16 protein-coding genes and 1 tRNA gene are annotated in these 20,303 nt (G+C 47.7%); all 17 read right to left on the reverse strand.

The features are described from left to right. Nucleotides 1-219: 219 nt before the first annotated feature. The gene (locus OXN25_11850; protein ID MDE0425555.1) at nt 220-627 is read right to left on the reverse strand and encodes an STAS-like domain-containing protein; all 408 of its coding nucleotides are present in this window, start codon (nt 625-627) and stop codon (nt 220-222) included. A gap of 10 nt (nt 628-637) precedes the next feature. After that, entirely contained in the window at nt 638-1,522 is an 885-nt protein-coding gene (locus OXN25_11855) for an ATP-binding protein (GenBank protein MDE0425556.1), read from the reverse strand. After that, entirely contained in the window at nt 1,519-3,636 is a 2,118-nt protein-coding gene (locus OXN25_11860) for a site-specific DNA-methyltransferase (protein MDE0425557.1), read from the reverse strand. The genes OXN25_11855 and OXN25_11860 overlap by 4 nt, the downstream gene beginning before the upstream one ends. A gap of 24 nt (nt 3,637-3,660) precedes the next feature. Beyond that, nucleotides 3,661-4,083 (reverse strand): hypothetical protein, encoded by a 423-nt coding sequence (locus OXN25_11865; protein ID MDE0425558.1) that lies wholly within the window; start codon nt 4,081-4,083, stop codon nt 3,661-3,663. Continuing rightward, complete coding sequence (locus OXN25_11870) at nt 4,080-4,547, reverse strand: hypothetical protein (GenBank protein MDE0425559.1); 468 nt, start codon at nt 4,545-4,547, stop codon at nt 4,080-4,082. The genes OXN25_11865 and OXN25_11870 overlap by 4 nt, the downstream gene beginning before the upstream one ends. Before the next feature lie 59 nt (nt 4,548-4,606). Continuing rightward, complete coding sequence (locus OXN25_11875; protein MDE0425560.1) at nt 4,607-7,303, reverse strand: DEAD/DEAH box helicase family protein; 2,697 nt, start codon at nt 7,301-7,303, stop codon at nt 4,607-4,609. A 453-nt stretch (nt 7,304-7,756) separates the two neighbouring features. Then, nucleotides 7,757-9,820 (reverse strand): thioredoxin domain-containing protein, encoded by a 2,064-nt coding sequence (locus tag OXN25_11880; protein ID MDE0425561.1) that lies wholly within the window; start codon nt 9,818-9,820, stop codon nt 7,757-7,759. A gap of 232 nt (nt 9,821-10,052) precedes the next feature. Next, nucleotides 10,053-10,123: transfer RNA gene (locus OXN25_11885), tRNA-Gln, on the reverse strand. Between the two features lie 82 nt (nt 10,124-10,205). After that, a complete protein-coding gene (locus OXN25_11890; GenBank protein MDE0425562.1) occupies nt 10,206-11,702 on the reverse strand; it encodes an NADH-quinone oxidoreductase subunit N in 1,497 nt (498 codons plus the stop codon). A gap of 16 nt (nt 11,703-11,718) precedes the next feature. Beyond that, nucleotides 11,719-13,230 carry an NADH-quinone oxidoreductase subunit M gene (locus tag OXN25_11895; GenBank protein ID MDE0425563.1) on the reverse strand — a complete coding sequence of 504 codons (1,512 nt, stop codon included), beginning with the start codon at nt 13,228-13,230 and terminating at the stop codon, nt 11,719-11,721. A gap of 24 nt (nt 13,231-13,254) precedes the next feature. Continuing rightward, complete coding sequence (locus OXN25_11900) at nt 13,255-13,431, reverse strand: hypothetical protein (GenBank protein MDE0425564.1); 177 nt, start codon at nt 13,429-13,431, stop codon at nt 13,255-13,257. 13 nt (nt 13,432-13,444) lie between these two features. Beyond that, entirely contained in the window at nt 13,445-15,718 is a 2,274-nt protein-coding gene (locus OXN25_11905) for an NADH-quinone oxidoreductase subunit L (GenBank protein MDE0425565.1), read from the reverse strand. Nucleotides 15,719-15,901: 183 nt separating this feature from the next. Continuing rightward, nucleotides 15,902-16,210: an NADH-quinone oxidoreductase subunit NuoK gene (gene nuoK / locus OXN25_11910; protein ID MDE0425566.1), complete on the reverse strand. Its 309-nt coding sequence runs from the start codon at nt 16,208-16,210 to the stop codon at nt 15,902-15,904. Then, the gene (locus OXN25_11915) at nt 16,207-16,728 is read right to left on the reverse strand and encodes an NADH-quinone oxidoreductase subunit J (GenBank protein ID MDE0425567.1); all 522 of its coding nucleotides are present in this window, start codon (nt 16,726-16,728) and stop codon (nt 16,207-16,209) included. The genes nuoK and OXN25_11915 overlap by 4 nt, the downstream gene beginning before the upstream one ends. A gap of 59 nt (nt 16,729-16,787) precedes the next feature. Further along, entirely contained in the window at nt 16,788-17,507 is a 720-nt protein-coding gene (locus OXN25_11920; GenBank protein ID MDE0425568.1) for a 4Fe-4S binding protein, read from the reverse strand. 49 nt (nt 17,508-17,556) lie between these two features. Then, on the reverse strand, nt 17,557-18,825 hold the full coding sequence (nuoH, locus tag OXN25_11925) for an NADH-quinone oxidoreductase subunit NuoH (protein MDE0425569.1): 1,269 nt from the start codon (nt 18,823-18,825) through the stop codon (nt 17,557-17,559). A 26-nt stretch (nt 18,826-18,851) separates the two neighbouring features. Beyond that, a complete protein-coding gene (locus OXN25_11930) occupies nt 18,852-20,027 on the reverse strand; it encodes an NADH-quinone oxidoreductase subunit D (protein MDE0425570.1) in 1,176 nt (391 codons plus the stop codon). Between the last annotated feature and the right edge of the window lie 276 nt (nt 20,028-20,303).

A 20,303-nucleotide genomic window follows, 5' to 3' on the forward strand; every position in this document is an offset into this window, starting at 1 on the left:
AAATCTCCAAAAAGTCAACAACTTTATCCTAAACTCAACATTGAAAGACTACTAGCATAAGCGTTGATAAATTCTGAAACGACAAGCACATCAATATAAATTTGACTACTTGCTTTTAAGATATTCTTAAAAGCTTTAGAGTAAGTCCGAACTTCGGAACTTCGCCGGTTCTGTGGTGGACCGTACAAGTACATCCAAATATTAGCATCGAGAAATAATTTATCTTGGCAAGTAAAGTTGTGTTGCCCCACCGCTGCTATTTTCTGTGTCATCGCCATCATCTTCCAATGTTTCTTGAACCACTTTGTTGAATCTTTCTGGGTCTTTGAAGTACAATTTGGCATTATCAACTACACGCTTCAAAAGTGCAAGATCGTCTTGTTCCATATCTTCCACTTTTAACTGAGCCCGAATGTGCTCTTCACTGAATGTTCCATATAATTGGCCAATCGCGGCATTCAGGAAAGCCGAGGTTAGCGTCGTGACGTTGTGAAATGAAAGGACCACCTTTCGCTCCGTTTCAAGAGCAGTATTGAGACGCTCATAAACCTTTTGTCCGTCACTGGATGCAACACACAAAGGACTGCCCACGACTTCAAATATAGATATCTTAATCTCTTCAGACATAATTATCTCCTTAGAATATGTCTTCTGGGCTTAGTTCTTCAGAATTGAATTGATAAACATGCGTATCTGCCGTGTTAATTTCCACGTTCACGACTGTACCGGGAAACGGGTGAGTCAGTGGCCTCGTTACAGTTTCCCCGTTCCTCCGCTCCCAATAACCGGCATCCGACACAATCTGAAGACAACCGCGATTTAAGTCAATAAAATCACACAGTATCTTCAGTCCTAACCCACCGGGTAAGTTGTCACGTCTACGCCGGGTTGTGTTGTTGCCCTCAGTGGCCCAAATAATCGCTTCCTCGGGTGAAAGGTCTAAATCTACAATGTTTCTTATATTTTGACGTATACCAATCCCGAGATCTGCCACCATAAAATTAAGACGATCTTGCCTTGGGAAAAACTGTCCGCAACTAAAAATTCCTAACTCAGAACGTGAATGTGAAACAGGATTGCTGAATATTTCAAAAATGCTCTCTCGGAATTTCTTCAACAATATGGAGGACATTTTAGATATTTCAGAACGATGTATCAACTCATCCTCAATATAATTCGCGAAATAGTGGTCGTCTGCAACATCAAAACGCTGATAAGTAATAGTTGTTTCCCATCGGTCAGGAATTTTCTCGCGTCCATAATGACTCATAAAACCATTTTTTGAAAGGATTTCCGCAATAGGCGGCGGAATATGGATTAAATTAATCTCGTTCAATTTTTTCCCCAAACTATAGAGAATTGCTCCAAATGCCGCACACATATCGGCATCAAACCAACGTATTGCTTGCATGTCAATCTCGATATCATCAAAAAACAATTCTTTAGTTTGTGAATAAAGATTTGTTAAGGTTTTAAAACTGTCGTAATCGTGTCGGATTAGTTGTGGTAAGGTGAATATCATACTGTCACCTCCACTATCGTCATGGTATCATTCCCAAAAATGTCTACCACTTTAATGGCGAGTTTGCGGCGGCCGGGTTTGCACTCGTGGGCGACGCTGGTTAATTCTAATGAACGGTCCTTCTTCGTCCGGAAACTTTGCCATTCGTTTTCAAAAACATAGTCACCTGTCCACTGTTCTTCCCACTCGCTTGTTTGTGAATTTTGCATGCGAATAATTTCGTGTTTGCTCTCAAAGTCAAAATCGACAGACCAATAATCAATCCAGTCTGTCCAGTGCTTCGTCAATACTTCTCGGCTGACAATGCCATCTGCATCTTTGCTTACTTTTACAACCTGTCCCTGCTCCACTACAATTCGACTGCCCTTGTTCCGTAGTGTCTGTTCGGCTTGAGAAATGGAGTCTTGTGAGTAAAAGACGGAGAAATCGGTTAATTCCACTGCTACGGTCGTGGAGTTTGCCTTTTCACCTGTGTGGATATGTGGTTTGACTTCAATGAACGCCATGTCGTGGAATACAACCTGACCTTGTTCTACTGCGCGTTTGTCGAAAACCTCGGCGGGAATGAATTTAGGTGCGATGTCAATGCCTCTGCTTTTTGCCTCATCTAATACGTTGGGAAACAGTCCCATCTCAAACTCGAAACCGAGAACGTCAACGCGCGTAATCTGATGCTTGCGGCACTCAAGGATAATTTCTTCTACGAGCAGGCGGGTTACCGGTAGGTTGACGGGACCGATTGCCACAAGCCGTCCGGCTTTTTTACCCTGAAAACTGGTAAATCCATCTGTCTTTTGAGCGGCATAAGCGCGTAAGATAAGAGCAATGAACGCCTTTTCTTTCTCTATTGATTGTTTCTGTTGTTCTTCCTCGCGCAGGTTTGGATTAACACCGATGTAATGTTGTCGTTCGTACTTACCGAGATTGAGAATTTCAAAGGCGCGGTAGTCCTTGCTGTCCGCTTTAAGTTGACGCTGGACTCCGATCATTCGTTTACGTGTGGTATGGATAGCAAATTTGCCAAGGTCTGTGGCAATCCATTTGCGTCCCAGTTTTTCAGCAACGGCAGCAGTGGTGCCGGAACCGCAAAAGAAATCAGCGACGAGGTCACCTTCGTTGGAGGATGCTTTGATGATGCGTTCAAGGAGGGTTTCCGGTTTTTGGGTAGGATAATTGATTCTTTCCTGAGCTGTCGGAATTTGCTGAAACGACATAACATCATTCCAAACATCACCGATGGGTTTTCCTTTCTCAATTACTTCATGTAAATATCTTCTTTTCCCTCTCCCGTCAAAATATTTCTTTCCATCTGAATCAACTTTGTTAAATCGAGAGAGATACTTCTCATCGTGTTCCGTGTATTGTTTGTTAAAAGTGAAGTTGACTGGATCCTTGGCATAATATAAGATCGATTCATGCCCACGAATCCAGTTTTGAGCAAGACTTTTATAACCACTGAGAACGGTTATGTCCCAGATTATTTCCCTCTGAAAATTTTCTTTCCCAAAGACTTCATCAAGTGCTAGCCGCATATAAGCAGTCACTCGCCAATCACAATGGACTAGCAGATCATGCATTAGGCTAAGTCTTTCGTAAATCATGGAAACAAACGAATCTGCTCCTTTACCCCAAGTATCTCGGTAAGCAATCTCTTCAAGGATATTTGGATCTTTGGTAAAGGTTTCGTCACCGATTTCGATATCCATAGAAAAATCCGCCCCTACGTCAAAAGGTGGATCAATATAGATAAGTTTGAGTCCGCCTTGTGCTTCAATCTCCTCGCGCAACGGTCCGTTCTTGAGGGATGATAAAACGAGTTTGTTGTCGCCCCAGATCAGTTTGTTGGTCCAACCTTTGCGTTGGCGACCGCGTGTGTCAAACAGACCGAGTTGCAGATTGTCGTCAGAGGGTTTCTCGGCGCGGGGTTCGTCTACCTGTTCGATTGTCTGGAAAGGGAGGACGATGTTGCAAACTTCGTTGGTTTTTCCGTTCCAAACGAGTTCGACCTCGCGCTTGTCTTCAAACAGCAGGAAGCGGTATTTGTCGGGCAGCGGCTTGTCTGCCTCAATGAAGCGGATGATTTCTTGTTGTTCTTGTTCGGTGAGTTTTGGCATAGGTTCTGTCCCAATTATAACTTTTTAATTACCTTTAACTTCAACAATAGAGTCTCCAATCTTTACAAAACTTTCGTATTCTTCAATCGGGAACAAAGATTTGTCTTCAGTTCTCAGTGTTTCGTACTTTTTTACCCACTTGGGGGGCATAAGCGATCGGGCAAATGGACCTAAAACACCGCCTTCGCCCCCAATGTTTACAGTCTCAGTCCGGTATGTACTTGCCACAGATAATTTCTCTTGAACATGTGTAACCCGGACCTTGATCTTTGGACGTTCAATAGAACCTAACACTTCACCAGTATCAGGGTCCTTAATCTCTTCGTTCTGAGTATCTATCACATTGAAGTACATGTCAACACGCACGCCATGTGCCCTTCCGACATTAATTGCGATTTCTCGTTCGTTAATCACACTGGCGACTTTTCCGCGGATCGGTTCAGTCATTTTTCATCCTCCTTTATGCCGTTAGATAGTAGTTTATGTTTTAGTTCCTCCACTTCTTCTGGAACAATGTCGTTCCAATCTTCTAATGCATCATCTGCTGTGATCAGCTGCGCTGCGACAATTTCTTCAAGTCGGGCGAGCATCACTTGGTAGTTTTCTTGAGATTCCGAATCTTGAGCTGATTCTATTGCGCTCGCTGCCCGACGGAGGGTCAGATAGAGGAAAATCAGCCTCCGAAAGGCAGATCGAGCATGTGGTTTTACCAGTTCTCTTGCCGCTTCACGCGCCGATTGTCGTCCAAAAATAAATGAACCGGCGAGACCTCCCGCGAAAACAAAGATTTGCCAAAGTATGCTCTCTAAACCGCTCAAAGTTCGCTGTGTCGCTGTATACGCGAGAATCACGGATATACCAAGGGAAAAGCAAACAAGCAGAGCAGGTCCAATGCGTTCAAGGTGTTTCATAATCTAATATTATACCACAATAATTCCAAAATTCAAAGAGATAAGCAAGAAAAACTTGATTAATCATAAGTGTATATTTTATATTCGGTAAATCCATCAAGCAGCTCCTGGAAGTTTTGAGGTCTGTATACGTCAAAACTCTCTTGATCGACATAGACAAAATCATAATCAACATCTGTCATAGCTCTGTTGACATCTTTGCACCATTGGGACAAGCGTTGCATCTTGCGTGGCACATCCAGGTCTTCTCTGCCTTTCGTTTCGGCAACAATTATCCGTCTATCTGTTAATTTTACGAGGAAATCGGGATAGTAGTTGCTGATGTCGCCATCGGCATTGATATAGTCGAGTTTGAAATGCAGGCTAAAGTCGTTTTTGACATAGGAGACGACATCGGGGCAGTTTTCGAGAAATGCGGCAAATTCCAATTCAAAATGACTGTCACCAGTGATTCTGTTGAACACAGATTTTTGGGGAACCAGGTATTCTTGTTCTTTAACCATAAAGGGACGGGCATCTTGGGCGCGCGTTGTCTCAATCAGCTGTGCATCTCCACTGTCTTGTATCGTGAGATCGTTGATAGCGTATTTGAAGGTTTCCATAACGGTTTTGGTGGATCGGAGTTCCGACAGATTTTGCAGCGTATTCGGATCCTCTAACATCACCGTTTCGCCGAAAAGTTGGTTCTGAACGAAGTCTTTAACCTTTCCATAGAGGACATCATAACCGCTGACGAGTCGGAGGTCTTTTTGGATAGTCTGTGCGAAATAACCGAGCGTGCTACGGTAATCTGCAACTCCGCTACCGTCTAATACTGTGGTGTGCGTAACCTCACCAGTCGTCATATCCTTAAAAACGATTTCGCGTTCTGATGCTTCGCTAAATTCTTTGTATGCCACGGGTGTAAAATCAAACTGTGCGACATCCAAACCTTCAAGATTCTCATATTCCCGATAGGTGCGGCGCGTAAGTATAGGGATTTCGATATCAAGCGCGTCAATATCCTTGTTGACGTTTGCTTTGTCCACTTCAATAACGAGGGGTGCCTTGGGTTTTGTCCCTTCACCCATGGCTTGACGTTCCAATTCGACCCCTTCCGATTTAATGGATTCAACAAATGCCATGAACTCTTTGGTACCGATAACGCTCACAGATTCCTTCTCGGTTCCGGCGTACATCAGCCGTAGCCCGCGCCCTAAGGTCTGTTCCGGCAGAATATTGGGTCTGGCAGAATAGGCGCGGAGCCCGACAATTGTGGTAACGTTCTTGACATCCCACCCCTCCTTGAGCATTAGCACGGAGACGATGGCTTTATATGGACTGTCCCACGAATCAATCTTATTCGCTTGCTCACGAAGTTTCTCGAGTTCCGCCTGCTTCTTACTCGATTTCGCTTCAGATATCTGTCCACTTTTGTTGGTGTGAATTACGAGCACGGCATCTTTGAGGTCGGGATAACGATCTTCGAGGTAAGTCGCTACATCATCACAGTTACGGGTATTATCGGTCATCACAAATAGAATGGCTTTTTTATTTAGTTTTTCGTGTTCTGCATAAGCCTTGCGCCACTCAATCACACCGAGGTTAAGATAGTCTGCGTATTTCTCGGTATACTTCACACTTTGGCGTTCAACAAGTTTCGCCCGGCTCTCAGCATCAGGCAGCACTGGATGTTTGACGATGTTTTGCGAAATTGCCTCTACGAGGGGATAATCGGCGACCGTCTGCACAAAAATCGCGCCGTTATTGGGCTTAGGCGTGGCACTTACATCTATCTGCAACGCCAGTTCGCTGCCCTTCTGTAAGAGGCGGTTGTGAATATCCTCAATGGACTTGAACCATGCTAATTTTGGATCGTGGACGTGGTGCGCCTCATCGTTGAGGACCATCAGTTCGTCGATGTCTCGAACGATGTCTCCGAGATCGACCTTAGAATCTGTAGTTGCCCCCGTCGGTTTGTTGCCTAAAAAGTAGTCCATACTGTTGTCATCGGTGGGGGACGGTGGGGGCTGGTCGCTGGAATAGACGCGATGGATATTGGTGAGAAAGATGTTACCCGTGGCACGGGTGGTACGCACTTCGTCTTGGACATGCAGGGTGAGTTGAAAATCGTCACGCCAATTGTGACCTTCAAAGCCGTTATCGGGCAGCGCGGGGTCTTCAAAGAAGATGCGTAACCCTTGGAAATCGTGATAGAGCCGGTCCAGTACAATGATGTTGGGGGCAATGACAAGGAAGTTACGCGAAAGTTCAGAACCGGCTTCATACAACTTGTGAAAGAAACTCCACGCGATTGTGAGACTCATCACCTTTGTTTTGCCTGTGCCTGTCGCCATCTTTATGACGAACCGCCGCCAGTTTTCGTCGAAGAGTCCCGTCGAAACGGCACCCGAGCTGTCAAAGCGCATGAGATCGAATTTGTCTCGGACCTTGACAACATCGTATAGATAGATGATGGTTTCGAGTGCCTCGCGTTGGGCGAAGTAATACTGAAATTCGCTCGTTGTTCCATCAGTCTGTTCTCGTAAGTGTGGGGTATTGAACCACCAATTGAGGAGTGCCTTGCTTGTATTGGAAGCACCGCTGTAATTATTATCATCACGCCATGTTTTGACTTGCTCACGGATTTTGTGGACGAGTGGTGGGAGTAGCATTCCGTATTCCAGATCGAACAACAGGGATTGATCTGGAAGCCAACGTACTGATGGGTCAATGATTGCGTGTGGGGATTCAGGGAAATCGGGGTGTAAAGCCATAATTGCCAGTTCTTTTTTCGGTTTCTGTTTTTCGTGGCGATATTATAGCAGAGGTGCATGAAAACTGCAAGGCAAATTCAGATGCACAGCAGAGCCATTCAATTTTGCGAAATAAATCCATGTCCGTAAAGGATGCCTCTTGCGGGAAGCCCGAATTTATTCGGGGTTGTGCACGCTGTCCCGAACAAGTTCGGGCATCCTTGGGTAAATTACTTGACAATTGAATGCCTCTGGGATGCACAGCCTAACAGGCTATGCTACAAGAACGCACCGAGATTTCGGATGCACAACCTAAAAGGTTATGCTACAAGGGCAACTTAGTGATTTGTCCAGTTTAAAATGGGGAGTAACTTCGTTCGTGCGATAATGCACGTCGCATTTGAGCGAGTACGCCGCAAAATCGCACTACTACGAACGAATTCACTTACAATTCAAAGTGGACAGACTATTAGGTTACCGTAGGAGTTCTACGAATGCCTCAATATCCGTTGTAGGAGCCTGGCAGACGTAGTTTTCGCAGACGTAGGCGGTTGCGGTGTTGTCAATTTGGGTCTTGCCAGTGAGAAGTGGTAACGTCTGTCCATCGGCGGATTCGCTTAAGGCGACGATTTTGTTGGGCTGATAGGTGCTGTGCAGTGCTGTTAACATCGCTTCTGTTTTCACATCGTCTTGTTTCCCAACAATCGCAATCTCTTTGGGTGTTGATAGCAGGAACGCTAACTCACACAACAACTGACCGGAGCCTGATGGCATGCGCTCCATCTGCTGGAAGTAGAGCAACAAAGTCTCAACGGCTTTGTTGTGGAATTCGGGGTTGTTAAGGTGTTTGGCAAGCCGTAATAGGCTGTGGATCGCCATGGATGCCCCGGAAGGTGTTGCGCCGTCGTAAGCGGATTTGGATTGGACAATAAGCGTCTCGTGCGCTTTGCCGGTGAAGAAAAATCCGTCGCCTGCGTCGTCCCCGAATTGGTCAATCATAATGTGTGCGAGACGTTCGGCTTCTGTGAGCCATCTCGGTTCAAAACTGGCTTCGTAGAGCGCGATTAATCCAGCGATGAAGTAGGAATAGTCTTCAAGGTAGGCGTTGAGGTGGCTTTTGCCATCACGGTAGGTGCGTAGGAGCAGACCGTTGTCTTGGGAGAGCGTTGTCAGGACGAATTCAGCGGATTTTTTGCATGCCTCAAGGTATTCGGGTTTTCCGGTCAGTTGGTAACCCATCGCCATGCCGCGAATCATAATCCCGTTCCAACTGGTGAGGATTTTATCATCCAGTCCGGGTTTAATCCGCTTTTCTCGCGCGTCAAACAGTTTCTGTTTCCCATCTGCGAGGAGAGCCTCCAGTTCACTGACATCCATACGGAGTTTTCGGGCAAAGATGTCGGGTGGCACTTGGACCTGGAGGATGTTTTCGCCTTCAAAGTTGCCTTGTGGGGTGATGTCGTAATACTCACAGAAGATTTCGGCGTTCTCTTCACCGATGATGTCTTCGACATCGTTGGGTTCCCAGACGAAGAATTTGCCCTCTACGCCTTCACTGTCAGCGTCTTGTGTGGAGTAGAAACCGCCGTTCTCTGCGTCGTACATCTCACGGAGCACATAGTCGAGCGTCTCGATAGCGATGTCGCGATAGAACGGTTTCTGCGTGGCTTGATACGCTTCAAAGTAGGCGACGACGAGTTGGGCATTGTCGTACAGCATCTTCTCGAAGTGTGGGACGAGCCAGTGTGCGTCGGTAGAATACCGGTGGAACCCGCCGCCGAGTTGGTCGTACATCCCGCCACGTGCCATCTTCTCCAATGTGAGTTCTACCATCTCTAAGGCATTGGCGTTGCCACTGTGGTGCCAATAGCGGAGTAGGAACGGCAGTCCCATGCTGGGTGGGAATTTTGGGGCGTTGCCGAATCCGCCGTGATGTGAGTCGAATTGGGAACGGTAGTTTTGGAAAGCGTTGGTCATGAGTTCTTCAGTGAGTTCGTGATGGTGCGGATCGACGACATTGCTCATCTGCGCAAGGTGTGCTGTGATTTGCTCGGCTTGCTGCAGGACCTGTGTGTTTTGATCGCTAAACGCCTCTGAGACAGCGTGCATCACTTTCGGGAATCCGGGTCTACCGTACCGATCGGTGGGTGGATAATAGGTTCCGCCGTAAAAGGGTTTGAGATCCGGGGTAAGGAAGACAGTCATGGGCCAACCGCCTTGCCGCGTCATGATTTGGACAGCGTTCATGTAGATTTCATCTAAATCCGGACGTTCTTCTCTATCGACTTTGATGTTAATGAAAAGTTCGTTCATGACTCCTGCGATCTCTTCGTTTTCAAAGGATTCGCGTTCCATAACGTGGCACCAGTGGCATGCGGAGTAGCCGATACTCAGGAGGATGGGTTTCTGTTCTTGCTTGGCGCGTGCGAGTGCTTCTTCGCCCCACGGATACCAGTCGACGGGATTGTGTGCGTGCTGGAGTAGGTAGGGACTTGTTTCGTGGACAAGGCGGTTGATGTGTTTGGGTGTGTCGTGCATTCGTTTTTCTCCAGCGTTATGAGGTTGCCTTTTTAGAAGATATGAAAAAATGAGCGGCTCCAAAATATGGCACCGCTCTTATAAGGAAAAAATACCGCTACCGGGATTCGAACGCCGGTTTGGTGGCTGAGATTTCAATTTCGTAATCGAGTTTCTTATGGTTTTAAGCGGGCTGAAAAATTCCCCGTCCTAACCCCTAGACGATAGCGGCATATTGATTTAACAGAAAGAACTGCCCGGGAAGGACTCGAACCTTCACTACGTGGTCCAGAGCCACGCGTCCTACCATTAGACGACCGGGCATTGACGCGCGTTTATTATGGACGCGCCGCGTTTTTTAAGTATACCTTAAACACAAAGTGCTTGTCAATTTTTTTTCACGGGTCTACTGCGTCGGTAGGACCGAAACGGATATATTGGAGAAGGTATAGAAGATATTGATAAACCCGATGAGGATTGTTGGGATTACAAAAACGCTCAAGAGTGCAAAAGTGCCGGTGGAAAAGGTGGTACTTGTGCTTGCTGTTTCATCGTCAGCAGCCTCGAGATACATCGCTTTCACAATTCGGGCGTAATAGTAAAGCGAAACTACACTGTTCAGCAGACCGACGAACGCCAACCAATAGTATCCTTGCTCAAGGACGGCCGCGAAGAGGAGCCATTTTCCAAAGAAACCGGCGAACGGTGGAATGCCCGTTAGCGAGAAGAGGAAAATCGCCATCGCTCCAGCGACTAACGGTGCGCGTGAGGCGAGTCCTCGGTATCCTTCAATCATTTCGCTGCCTTCCTCGTTTGCAATGAGGACAACAACATAGAATGCTCCCAAATTCATAAAGAGGTAGACGACGAGGTAAAAGAGGATCGCACCGATGCCTTCAGATGTGAGCAGGACCCCCCCCATTAGGAGATAACCCCCGTGGGCAATGCTTGAATATGCCAATAGACGTTTCACGTTCTGCTGTGGCAGTGCAGCGAGGTTTCCGACAGTCATCGTCAAAGCGGAGACGATCGCCAACATAAGCGTCCAATCGACCGATTGTAGGACTTCGAAACTGCTAAACCCGGAATAGAAGAATCGAATGAACAGCGCAAATCCTGCGGATTTTGAGGCGACGGATAGAAACGCTGTTATTGGGATAGGTGCGCCTTCGTAAACATCTGGGGACCACATGTGGAACGGCACGGAGGCTATCTTATAGCCGACACCGGCGAGGACAAAGATAATCGCAATCAACACAGTGAGCGGATAAACTTCACCGGCTGCTAAGAGTTCAGTGAGTCTTATGCTGATTTGCCCAAGATCACCCGTTCCAGCCATGCCGAACAGGAACGAGAGCCCGAACAGCATCGTTCCCGAGGCGACTGCACCATACGTGATATATTTGAACGCCGCTTCACTTGAGCGCGGGCTGTGCGTTAGAAATCCGGCGAGAATGTAGGAGGTCAGACTCACCGTTTCCAACGATATGAATATCATCAGTAAGTTGGTTGAGGAAGCCATCAAGAACATTCCGAGCGTGATGGCTAATAGGAGTGCGTAGTATTCACCCTTCAACTGTGCATCAAGTTCCTCAGAACGGATGGAGAAAAGAATCGTTGCTGTGGTTGCGAGGAGGAGGAGCACCTTGAAGAAGGTAGAGAATGCGTCGAGCCGGATCATCCCCAGAAAGAGGGAGATCGAAGTTCTGTCCCCGAGCTGCCCGTGCGTGAGAAGGACTGCAACGAATACGCAGCCGATGCCTGCAAGGGAGAGATAGGCAACGGTTGAACTCTCCCTGTTTTTCACGCCGAGATCGACGAGGATGACGACAATAGCAGAAACGACTAACAGCAGCTCCGGAGTGAAATAGAGAAGGCTTTCGATGTTGCTTAAGGGTTGCATACCGGACAAAAACCTCCTATATCGCCTGTAGCACGTTGACGAGGTTGGTGACGGACTCTCTGAACATATCAATGGCGAAGTTGGGCCATACACCGAGTACAATCGTGAGGATACCCAGCGGTGCCAACGTCAAGATTTCGCGTCCGTTGATTTCAGGGAGTGCTTCATATTTTGGGTTGAGTGTTCCTAAGAAAACGCGTTGGAGCGTCCAGAGGAAATAGGCTGCACCGACAACAATACCTATCGTTGATAAGATGGTCAGCATCTTGAATTTGTCGTAAGCACCGAGTAAGGAGAGTGCTTCCCCGACGAACCCACTCAAGCCGGGCAGTCCCAAAGATGCCATGAACGCGAGCGTGGTAATGCCGGTGTAGACTGGCATTTTCGCGCCGAGACCACCGAACCCATTGATCTCACGGTGGTGTGCCCTATCGTAGAGAACACCGACGAGCAAGAAGAGCATCCCACTGATGACCCCGTGGTTGAACATCTGAAGAATCGCTCCCGTGATGCCTTCTGTATTCCGAGCAGCAAGCCCCAAGATAACGAATCCCATGTGTCCGATACTCGAATACGCCACCAATTTCTTGAAATCGGTTTGTGCCAAGGCGCAGAAAGAACCGTAGACGATATTAACGAATCCAAGGATGGCTAAACTGTTTCCCCATGTGCCGGTTCCGTTACAGAAAAAGTCCATGCCTTGTGGGAACATTGCCATATTAACCCGTACCAATCCGTAGGTTCCCATTTTTAGCAGGATGCCCGCAAGAATAACGCTGATTGCAGTCGGTGCTTCGACGTGTGCATCGGGGAGCCATGTATGGAACGGGAAGATTGGCACTTTCACGGCAAATCCGATGAAGAAACCGAGGAAGACCCAAATTTGGAAGTTGAGGTCGTTCAGCGCATGTCCTTCAGTCGCTGCTAAAGTAATAAGGGTTGGGATGTCAAATGTCCGCGCGCCGGGTGCGCCGCTATTGAGATAGACTGCGATCATCGCAACCAGCATCAGTACACTGCCGAAGAGCGTGTAAAGGAAAAACTTAATTGCAGCGTATTCACGACGCGGTCCGCCCCACACACCGATAAGGAAGTACATCGGCAGTAGTGTGAGTTCAAAGAAGACGTAAAAGAGGAACAGATCCAACGCGGCAAAGAAACCCAACATTCCTGTTTCAAGCAATAGGAACAGTGCCATATATGCCTTGATGCCTTTTTCAATGTTCCGCCACGAGGCAATAACACAGATGGGACCTAAGAGGGCAGTGAGAAGCAGGAGCGTGACACTCAGACCGTCAATACCGACGTGGTATTGGATATTAAACGCTTGAATCCAAGGCACATTAACGACGTACTGCGTTCCTGCAGCCGATCGGTCGTAGGATATGAATAAAGCGACTGCGAGTGCGAGCGGAATGAGCGTAAAGAGGAGCGTAACACGTTTAACGAGTTCCTCTGACTCGCGCGGCAGCAGCAAAACAACAATCATCCCGAGCAGCGGGATAAAAATCATTAGGGACAATAACATCTCGTAGGGATCCTCCTTATCCCATTACCGGGAAATCAAAAAGACGAGAAACAAAAGTACTGGGAACACAATTGGAGCGAGTACGAGCAAAATCTGCCCTCTCTTACGCCGCGTTTCGGGGTTCGGATGACGGACGAGCAGCCAAGCGATAGCAGCACCAAGCGGTACTCCAAAAAACGGAAGCAATTTAAGCAATACCATAACAAGTCCATCCTTATAACGCCCGGAAAATTAAGATTAACACCACGATACCTGCCAGTACGACGAAAAGATAGGTCTGAATCGCTCCGGTCTGGATCCGACGGACTCTTCCACCGATTGACCATGTAACCTCAGCAACCCGATTAACGAGACCGTCGACGATGCGGTTATCGAAAACGCCAACGAATGCGGCGAGGATGTCGCGGGTTACTTTTCCAACACCGTTGACGATGCCGTCAACGATCGTTCCATCAAATTGGGCAAAGAGTCGAGATTTCCATACTGTCACAGCGACTAAGACACCGTCGTAAAACTCGTCAAAGTAGTATTTGTGCCAGAAGAGATTATAAAGCGGTCGGAACGTCGTAGCGACAGACTCCGCAGACAAAGTACGTCTATGGTAGAACAGCCATGACAGCAATATACCTAATCCAGCGACGATGATGGATAAGACCATCGCGATCGTGTGTGCTGGTCCGTGTCCATGATGTGCATCATCTCCGTGTGCGCCGTGTGTGTCGTCTGCGCCTTCTTCCGCTGCCACGGCTTCAGAGATTCCAAAGAGCGAGAAGGTGAGACCGGCTTCACCGACTTTGCTATCGGGTGAAACGTATGCATGTGTTGGTGCATGGAGATGCGGTTGTTCTGGTGGTTTAACGTAATCTGCGTTGAACCAGAGCGTATTGACGACAGGAAAACTCAAAACAGCCAAGACGAGGAGCGGCACGGTCATGCTCTTAGGGGACTCGTGTGCTATGTCGTGCATCTTTTGATTGCGCGGTTCACCAAAAAAGGTCATGAAGATGAGACGGAACATATAGAACGCCGTAATCCCAGCGGCACAGAGTGCCATGCCGAACAGGAGATAGTGGTGTAGGGAGTTCCATTCCATTGCGCGACCGAGCACACCGGCTAAGATTGCGTCCTTACTCCAGAAACCGGAGAAGATAAACGGGACACCGGAGATCGACAACGTTGCGATGAGCATCGTTATGAAAGTAATCGGCATCTTATGGCGAAGGCCGCCCATGTTCCGCATATCTTGATCTGGCGGAATCTCAGGAATGGCTGTCGGCTGTCGGCTTTCAGCCATCAGCAAAGAGGTTTCTGATGAAGCGACCTCCTCTTGCTGACTGCTGACGACTGACTGCTGATGGCTATCTTGTGAATGTTCGTGTGTGTGTTCATCGTCATGTCCGTGACCGTGCATCGCATGGAAGGCGTGGATAACACTGCCGGAGCCGAGGAAAAGCAGTGCCTTGAAAAAAGCGTGCGTTGTGAGGTGAAAGAGTCCGGCGACATAGCTGCCAACGCCAATTCCAAGCATCATGTACCCCAACTGGCTGACCGTGGAGTATGCCAAAACCCGTTTAATGTCAAAGCGGACGATAGCAATAGTCGCAGCAATAATTGCTGTGATACCACCGATATAGGCGATGACCAGAGATGAAGTTTCTGTCAAGATTGGGAACATCCGAGCCGTGAGATAGACCCCAGCGGCAACCATTGTTGCGGCGTGAATCAGTGCACTGACGGGTGTAGGACCTTCCATCGCATCGGGCAACCAAGTATGTAGAGGGACTTGCGCGGATTTACCGACCGCCCCACAGAAAATGAGCACACCGGCAATAGAGAGCCAGACCATATCGCCTGTGTTTAATTGGGATGCGGCTTCGGCGAAAATACCGCTTTCTCCGTAGAGTGAAAGCGTATCGAATTTGGTGAAAAGCATCATCATGCCGATGAACATACCGACATCGCCGACGCGCGTCGTCAGGAACGCCTTTTTGCAGGCATCCGCTGCCGAGTCCTTTTCAAACCAGAAACCGATGAGCAGATAGGAGCAGAGACCGACGAGTTCCCAACCGATGTAGATACCGAGCAGGTTATCCGATACAACCAAGAAGAGCATCGAGAAGGAGAAAAGCGAAAGGAAAGCAAAAAACCGTGGATACCTCGGATCGCCGTGCATGTAGCCCATGGAGAAGATATGGACAAGGCTACTGACGAGCGTGACAACAATCAGCATGATTGCAGTGACGCTATCAAGGTAAAAGCCCATTGAGAAGGTAACACTACCGAGCGAAAGCCACTGAACAGTATGGGGTTCTGGATCGGGGACTACCTCTTGCAAAAGCAGAAGCGAGCAGACGAGTGCGATGAGCATCGCTACTGTAGATAGGTAGTCCTGTCGGGGGAAACTCCGTTTCGCTAAGCCCAAAAGTCCGAAGATCGCGAAGGCAGCGAGGGGACAGAGCAAGATGAGACTTATTAAGAGTACGACCATATTTTTAACTATTGCTCCGGGGCGGTGTTTCCGTTGTCAACACCCGGGGAATGCCTCACGGCATTCATACCGTTGATTTTCTACAATTGATTACAGAACCTGTTTGAGGTTTGAAAAGGTTTCTTAACGATTCTGAACCTACCTTGACAACGGAGGGACAGCTCAGAAACAATCGCTAAAAAATTAACCTTTTAAAGTGTCCACTTCGTCGGGACGGATGCTACCGAATTCGCGGTAGATAGCGAGAATAATTGCTAAAAAGACAGCGGCTTCTGCGGCAGCGAGCACAATCCCAAAAATTGCGATAACCTGTCCGCTGATGTCCTCTGGTGGTGTCATGAAACGCGCGAACGCTGCGAAGTTAAGATTGCACGAATTGAGAATAAGTTCGATACCCATCAAAATGCTAATGGCGTTCCGTCGGGTTAAGACAGCAAAAATACCGAGCGTGAACAGAATTGCACTGATGACGAGATAGTGTTGTAGGGTCATTCGTCCCTAACCTCCTTTCGGGAAATCAGGGTGGCACCGATTAAGGCGACTAACAATAACACAGAGACGACCTCAAACGGGAGGAGAAAGGGTCCATTCAAAATCAGTTCACCAATCCGTTCAGTTGTCGGTGGAAGTTCAGTCCCGTCATCGGTAAGATTCTTCCATACGGGTGTATTGGCAATAACCGTCAGGAGCAGCATAAGTAGCATCAAGGCAATCACGCCCCCAAGTAGGAGCTGCCCGCGTTCGATATGGATGCGCATTTCTAAGTGTCCACTTGTCATCATGACCCCGAATAGAATCAAAACAAGGATACCCCCGACGTAGACGATCACCTGCGTTGCGGCGAGGAAGTCAGCCTGTAGAAAAACGTAAAGCCCGGCAACGCCGAAGAGCGTCACCATGAGCGAGAACGCTGCGTGGACAATGTTTCGCACCGTGACGACGACGAGTGCCGAGGCGATTGTCATCAGCGCGAAACCATAAAAAATAAATGTCTTAAGTGTAAATTCCATATAAAATTAGATTATCGTTTGGGCATCCCTCTTACATTGTAAACTTATGAAACAGATAACTAATCCGCTGCTTCTGCGTCTACAGCACCATCTTTATCGTACATCTCCTGTTTGTCGAACTTGAAGATTAAATCTGACCGATCGAACTTGGAATACTCAATGCCTTCGAGTGTATCCTTCATGACGAGGCATTCTGTGGGGCAGACTTCAGTGCAAAGTCCACAATACATACAGAGGGACATATCAATATCGAATTGATCCAGATAGAACACAACCGGGTTTCGCGTAACGACCCGCGATATCTCATCACTGGAGAAAGTCTCGTTTCGACTCTCATTCCCTGAAGGTTCAAGCCGATCGATGACTTCCTGCGTTCCTAAGCGAGAGGTGATATTTGTGACAGTTATTGAATCTGCCGATTTTATCTTTTTGTCATCGCCTTCGATGATGCCGATGACTTCTCGCCCGTCTTTGAGGTGCACGATGTTCATGCTATCCCACAACTGTTCACCTTTCGGGAGTTTGGTGCCAGTAATCGTAATGCAATCGACTGGGCAAATCATCTCACACTTCTTACATCCGATACAATCCTCAATCCGATTGTAAAGCTGCCCGCGGTACCCTTTAGGAATCTCTCGAACGTTGCGTTTTTTCTCATAGTCGTGTTCATACGGGTATTGATGTGTGACGTTCGGTTCAAAGAACTGCCTGATTGTCACCCGCATTCCAACGAGAACGGTATAAACGCCTCTGTAGATGTTTCGTATGTATTTATCCATCTTTTAACTTTCCTTGCGGTTCGGTGAGATCGGTTTAGGTTTAAAAATCCTAACTCGGTTGTGGTGCTGGTCTCTGGGCGAAAGTTCGCCCAGCAACTTTATACGCCGTGATAAGTCCGATGTAGATAATAGCGCAGCTAATGGCAGTGCTAATCAGCGTATCCTCTGGAAAAATAAGCCCCCAGATGCCAGTACCTAAGATGTTGAAGAAGGCAATCGGGATGAAGTATTTCCAACAGAGATTCATCAGCTGATCTACTCGCAAGCGCGGCAGCGTCCACCTCAACCACATCATCAAAAAGACGAGTGCTGAGGTTTTGATAACGAAACCTGGGAAGCCGCCGAGAATATCATAACCCGGTAGCACGCCTTCCCAACCGCCGAGGAAAAGCGTCACCGCGATTGCACTCACAGCGAACATATTCGCATATTCAGCAATAAAAAAGAGTGCGAAGCGCATTCCGCTATATTCGGTATGAAAACCAGCAACGATTTCAGACTCGGCTTCGGGCAAATCAAACGGTGTCCGGTTTACCTCAGCAATTGAAGATATGAAGAAAATAAAAAATGCAATAAAGGTAAAAGGCGTTCGGAAGATGAGCCAGCTGAAAATACCGTTGGATTGGTTTGCTACGAGCTCCGACATGCTCAAACTTTCAACGAGCATAACGACCGTTAGGATAGAGAGACCGAGCGGAATTTCGTAGCTAACTATCTGGGCGGCGGAACGGAGTGAACCCAACAGCGACCATTTGCTGTTTGAAGACCAGCCTGCCATAATTACGCCCATGACGATGACCGAGGAGATCGCCATGATGTAGAAGATGCCGATATTAAAGTCGCTCACCAAAATATTTTGACCGAACGGAATGGCAGCAAAAACAGCGAAGGAGCAGGCAAAAATGACATAGGGCGCGAGCAGAAAAAGGAATTTGTCGCCTTGCGGTGGGATATAATCCTCTTTGAAGAGGAGTTTAACACCGTCCGCTAATGTTTGGAGGGTACCCCACGGTCCAACGCGCATGGGACCCGTTCGATTCTGAAAACGTGCGGAGACCTTTCGCTCTGCAAGCACCAACACTAAGGGGAGTAGGGGGACCACCGCAACGAAGATACCGGCACATCCGAACATAACGAGGACTGTGCCTAACTCCACCGGGAAATGCGAAGCAACCGCTTCCGGCAATCGCGGAAGGACGACGTTCTGTATAAATTCCTCTGCCCAATTGAGTCCATCTTGCAAGTTCATATTTGGAAAGAAACTTTCAGGGACATTGAAATATGGGAAACCTGCAAGCATTACCCTAAAGTCCGACATCTAATCTCCTTATTTGACAAGTGCGTTTACCGGTCAACCTCTCCCATCACAATATCAATACTGCCGATGATGGCGATAATGTCTGCTACCATCAAACCTCGACTGAGTTCCTGCATCACACTCAAAGCACTAAAACAGGGAGAGCGTCCCTTCACACGCACCGGCTTGGGGGTACCGTCGCTTACAATATAGAATCCGAGTTCACCTCGAGGTGCTTCACTACGGAAATAGATTTCGCCTTTTGGCGGACGAACGGCTTTTAAATCTGCCATAACAGGACCATCAGGGAGTCCTTCGGCTAAAATCTGGCGGACGATCCGGACAGATTCCTTCATCTCGTCCATACGGATTTTATACCGACTCCAACAATCACCAACAACCGCGCCTAATTCTGGTACATCTACGGCAACGGGAACATCAAAGTCAAATCTGTCATAGATAGAGTAGGGTTCGTCTCGCCGGAGATCCCAGTCTACACCGGAACCGCGAAGGTTAGGACCTGTTGCGCCGTAACTGAGTACCATCTCTGCCGACATGACAGCGACTCCCGTCGTGCGTTCAGTAAAGATGCTGTTTTTGGTCAGGAGTTCGTTATACTCGTCAATCTTCGGTTCAAAATAGTCCAAAAATTCTTCTATCTCGTCCAAATAATTCTGCTCGGCAATAGAGCCCGACTCCATAGGAATAATTTCGGAGACACCCCCGATGCGGACGTAGTTATAGGTGAGTCGTGCGCCACAGACCTTCTCGAAAAGGAGAAGCAATCGTTCACGGTCGCGAAAGGCGTAAAGGAACGGTGTAAATGCACCGAGATCCATGCCATAAGTGCCAAATGAAAGCAGATGGCTTGCGATACGGTTCAATTCACAGATAAGCACGCGTAGGTATTCTGCACGTTCTGGCACCTCAAAATCCCGGCTTTCGTCCGCTTCCAATAACTTTTCGACAGCGAGACAAAATCCCCAATTCTGGTTCATCGCTGCGATGTAATCCATCCGGTCGGTAAACGGAATGATTTGCGGATAAGAGAGGTTTTCGGAATGTTTCTCGAAACAGCGATGTAGGTAGCCGATATGCGGAATCGCTTCACGAACGACCTCGCCGTCCAATTTCAACTCCAAGCGTAACACACCGTGTGTACTGGGATGCTGCGGTCCCATGTTCACCACCATCTCATCGGCGAACGGTTTTAATTCGATAATTTTGCTTTCGGTCTGTTGTGTGTTTTCCATAATGTGGGTTTTACGAAGCTCAAAGTTGTTATTAATACCTATTTGTTTGCCCTATATATGATACCACTTTTGCTGTCCAATGTCAAGGTTTAACCTGTTTCCTCGGAGAGAGTTTGTGTCGTACTTTTCGATGTTACTCCTGCGAAAAATGTTACACTTAAGTTACACCAGTGTAATATTTTTTCTTCAAGTTTATCACTCTTCCCGCCAAGACCCCATGCTTTAGCTTGCGGGATGTAGGCGGGT

The organism is Candidatus Poribacteria bacterium (genome assembly GCA_028820845.1).
In the GTDB taxonomy this organism is placed as follows: domain Bacteria; phylum Poribacteria; class WGA-4E; order WGA-4E; family WGA-3G; genus WGA-3G.

Bases quoted from the DNA above. Each gene is read 5' to 3' on its own strand.
- OXN25_11850 (MDE0425555.1), bottom strand. From the start codon at position 627: ATGTCTGAAGAGATTAAGATATCTATATTTGAAGTCGTGGGCAGTCCT.
- OXN25_11855 (MDE0425556.1), bottom strand. From the start codon at position 1,522: ATGATATTCACCTTACCACAACTAATCCGACACGATTACGACAGTTTT.
- OXN25_11860 (MDE0425557.1), bottom strand. From the start codon at position 3,636: ATGCCAAAACTCACCGAACAAGAACAACAAGAAATCATCCGCTTCATT.
- OXN25_11865 (MDE0425558.1), bottom strand. From the start codon at position 4,083: ATGACTGAACCGATCCGCGGAAAAGTCGCCAGTGTGATTAACGAACGA.
- OXN25_11870 (MDE0425559.1), bottom strand. From the start codon at position 4,547: ATGAAACACCTTGAACGCATTGGACCTGCTCTGCTTGTTTGCTTTTCC.
- OXN25_11875 (MDE0425560.1), bottom strand. From the start codon at position 7,303: ATGGCTTTACACCCCGATTTCCCTGAATCCCCACACGCAATCATTGAC.
- OXN25_11880 (MDE0425561.1), bottom strand. From the start codon at position 9,820: ATGCACGACACACCCAAACACATCAACCGCCTTGTCCACGAAACAAGT.
- OXN25_11890 (MDE0425562.1), bottom strand. From the start codon at position 11,702: ATGCAACCCTTAAGCAACATCGAAAGCCTTCTCTATTTCACTCCGGAG.
- OXN25_11895 (MDE0425563.1), bottom strand. From the start codon at position 13,230: ATGTTATTGTCCCTAATGATTTTTATCCCGCTGCTCGGGATGATTGTT.
- OXN25_11900 (MDE0425564.1), bottom strand. From the start codon at position 13,431: ATGGTATTGCTTAAATTGCTTCCGTTTTTTGGAGTACCGCTTGGTGCT.
- OXN25_11905 (MDE0425565.1), bottom strand. From the start codon at position 15,718: ATGGTCGTACTCTTAATAAGTCTCATCTTGCTCTGTCCCCTCGCTGCC.
- nuoK (MDE0425566.1), bottom strand. From the start codon at position 16,210: ATGACCCTACAACACTATCTCGTCATCAGTGCAATTCTGTTCACGCTC.
- OXN25_11915 (MDE0425567.1), bottom strand. From the start codon at position 16,728: ATGGAATTTACACTTAAGACATTTATTTTTTATGGTTTCGCGCTGATG.
- OXN25_11920 (MDE0425568.1), bottom strand. From the start codon at position 17,507: ATGGATAAATACATACGAAACATCTACAGAGGCGTTTATACCGTTCTC.
- nuoH (MDE0425569.1), bottom strand. From the start codon at position 18,825: ATGTCGGACTTTAGGGTAATGCTTGCAGGTTTCCCATATTTCAATGTC.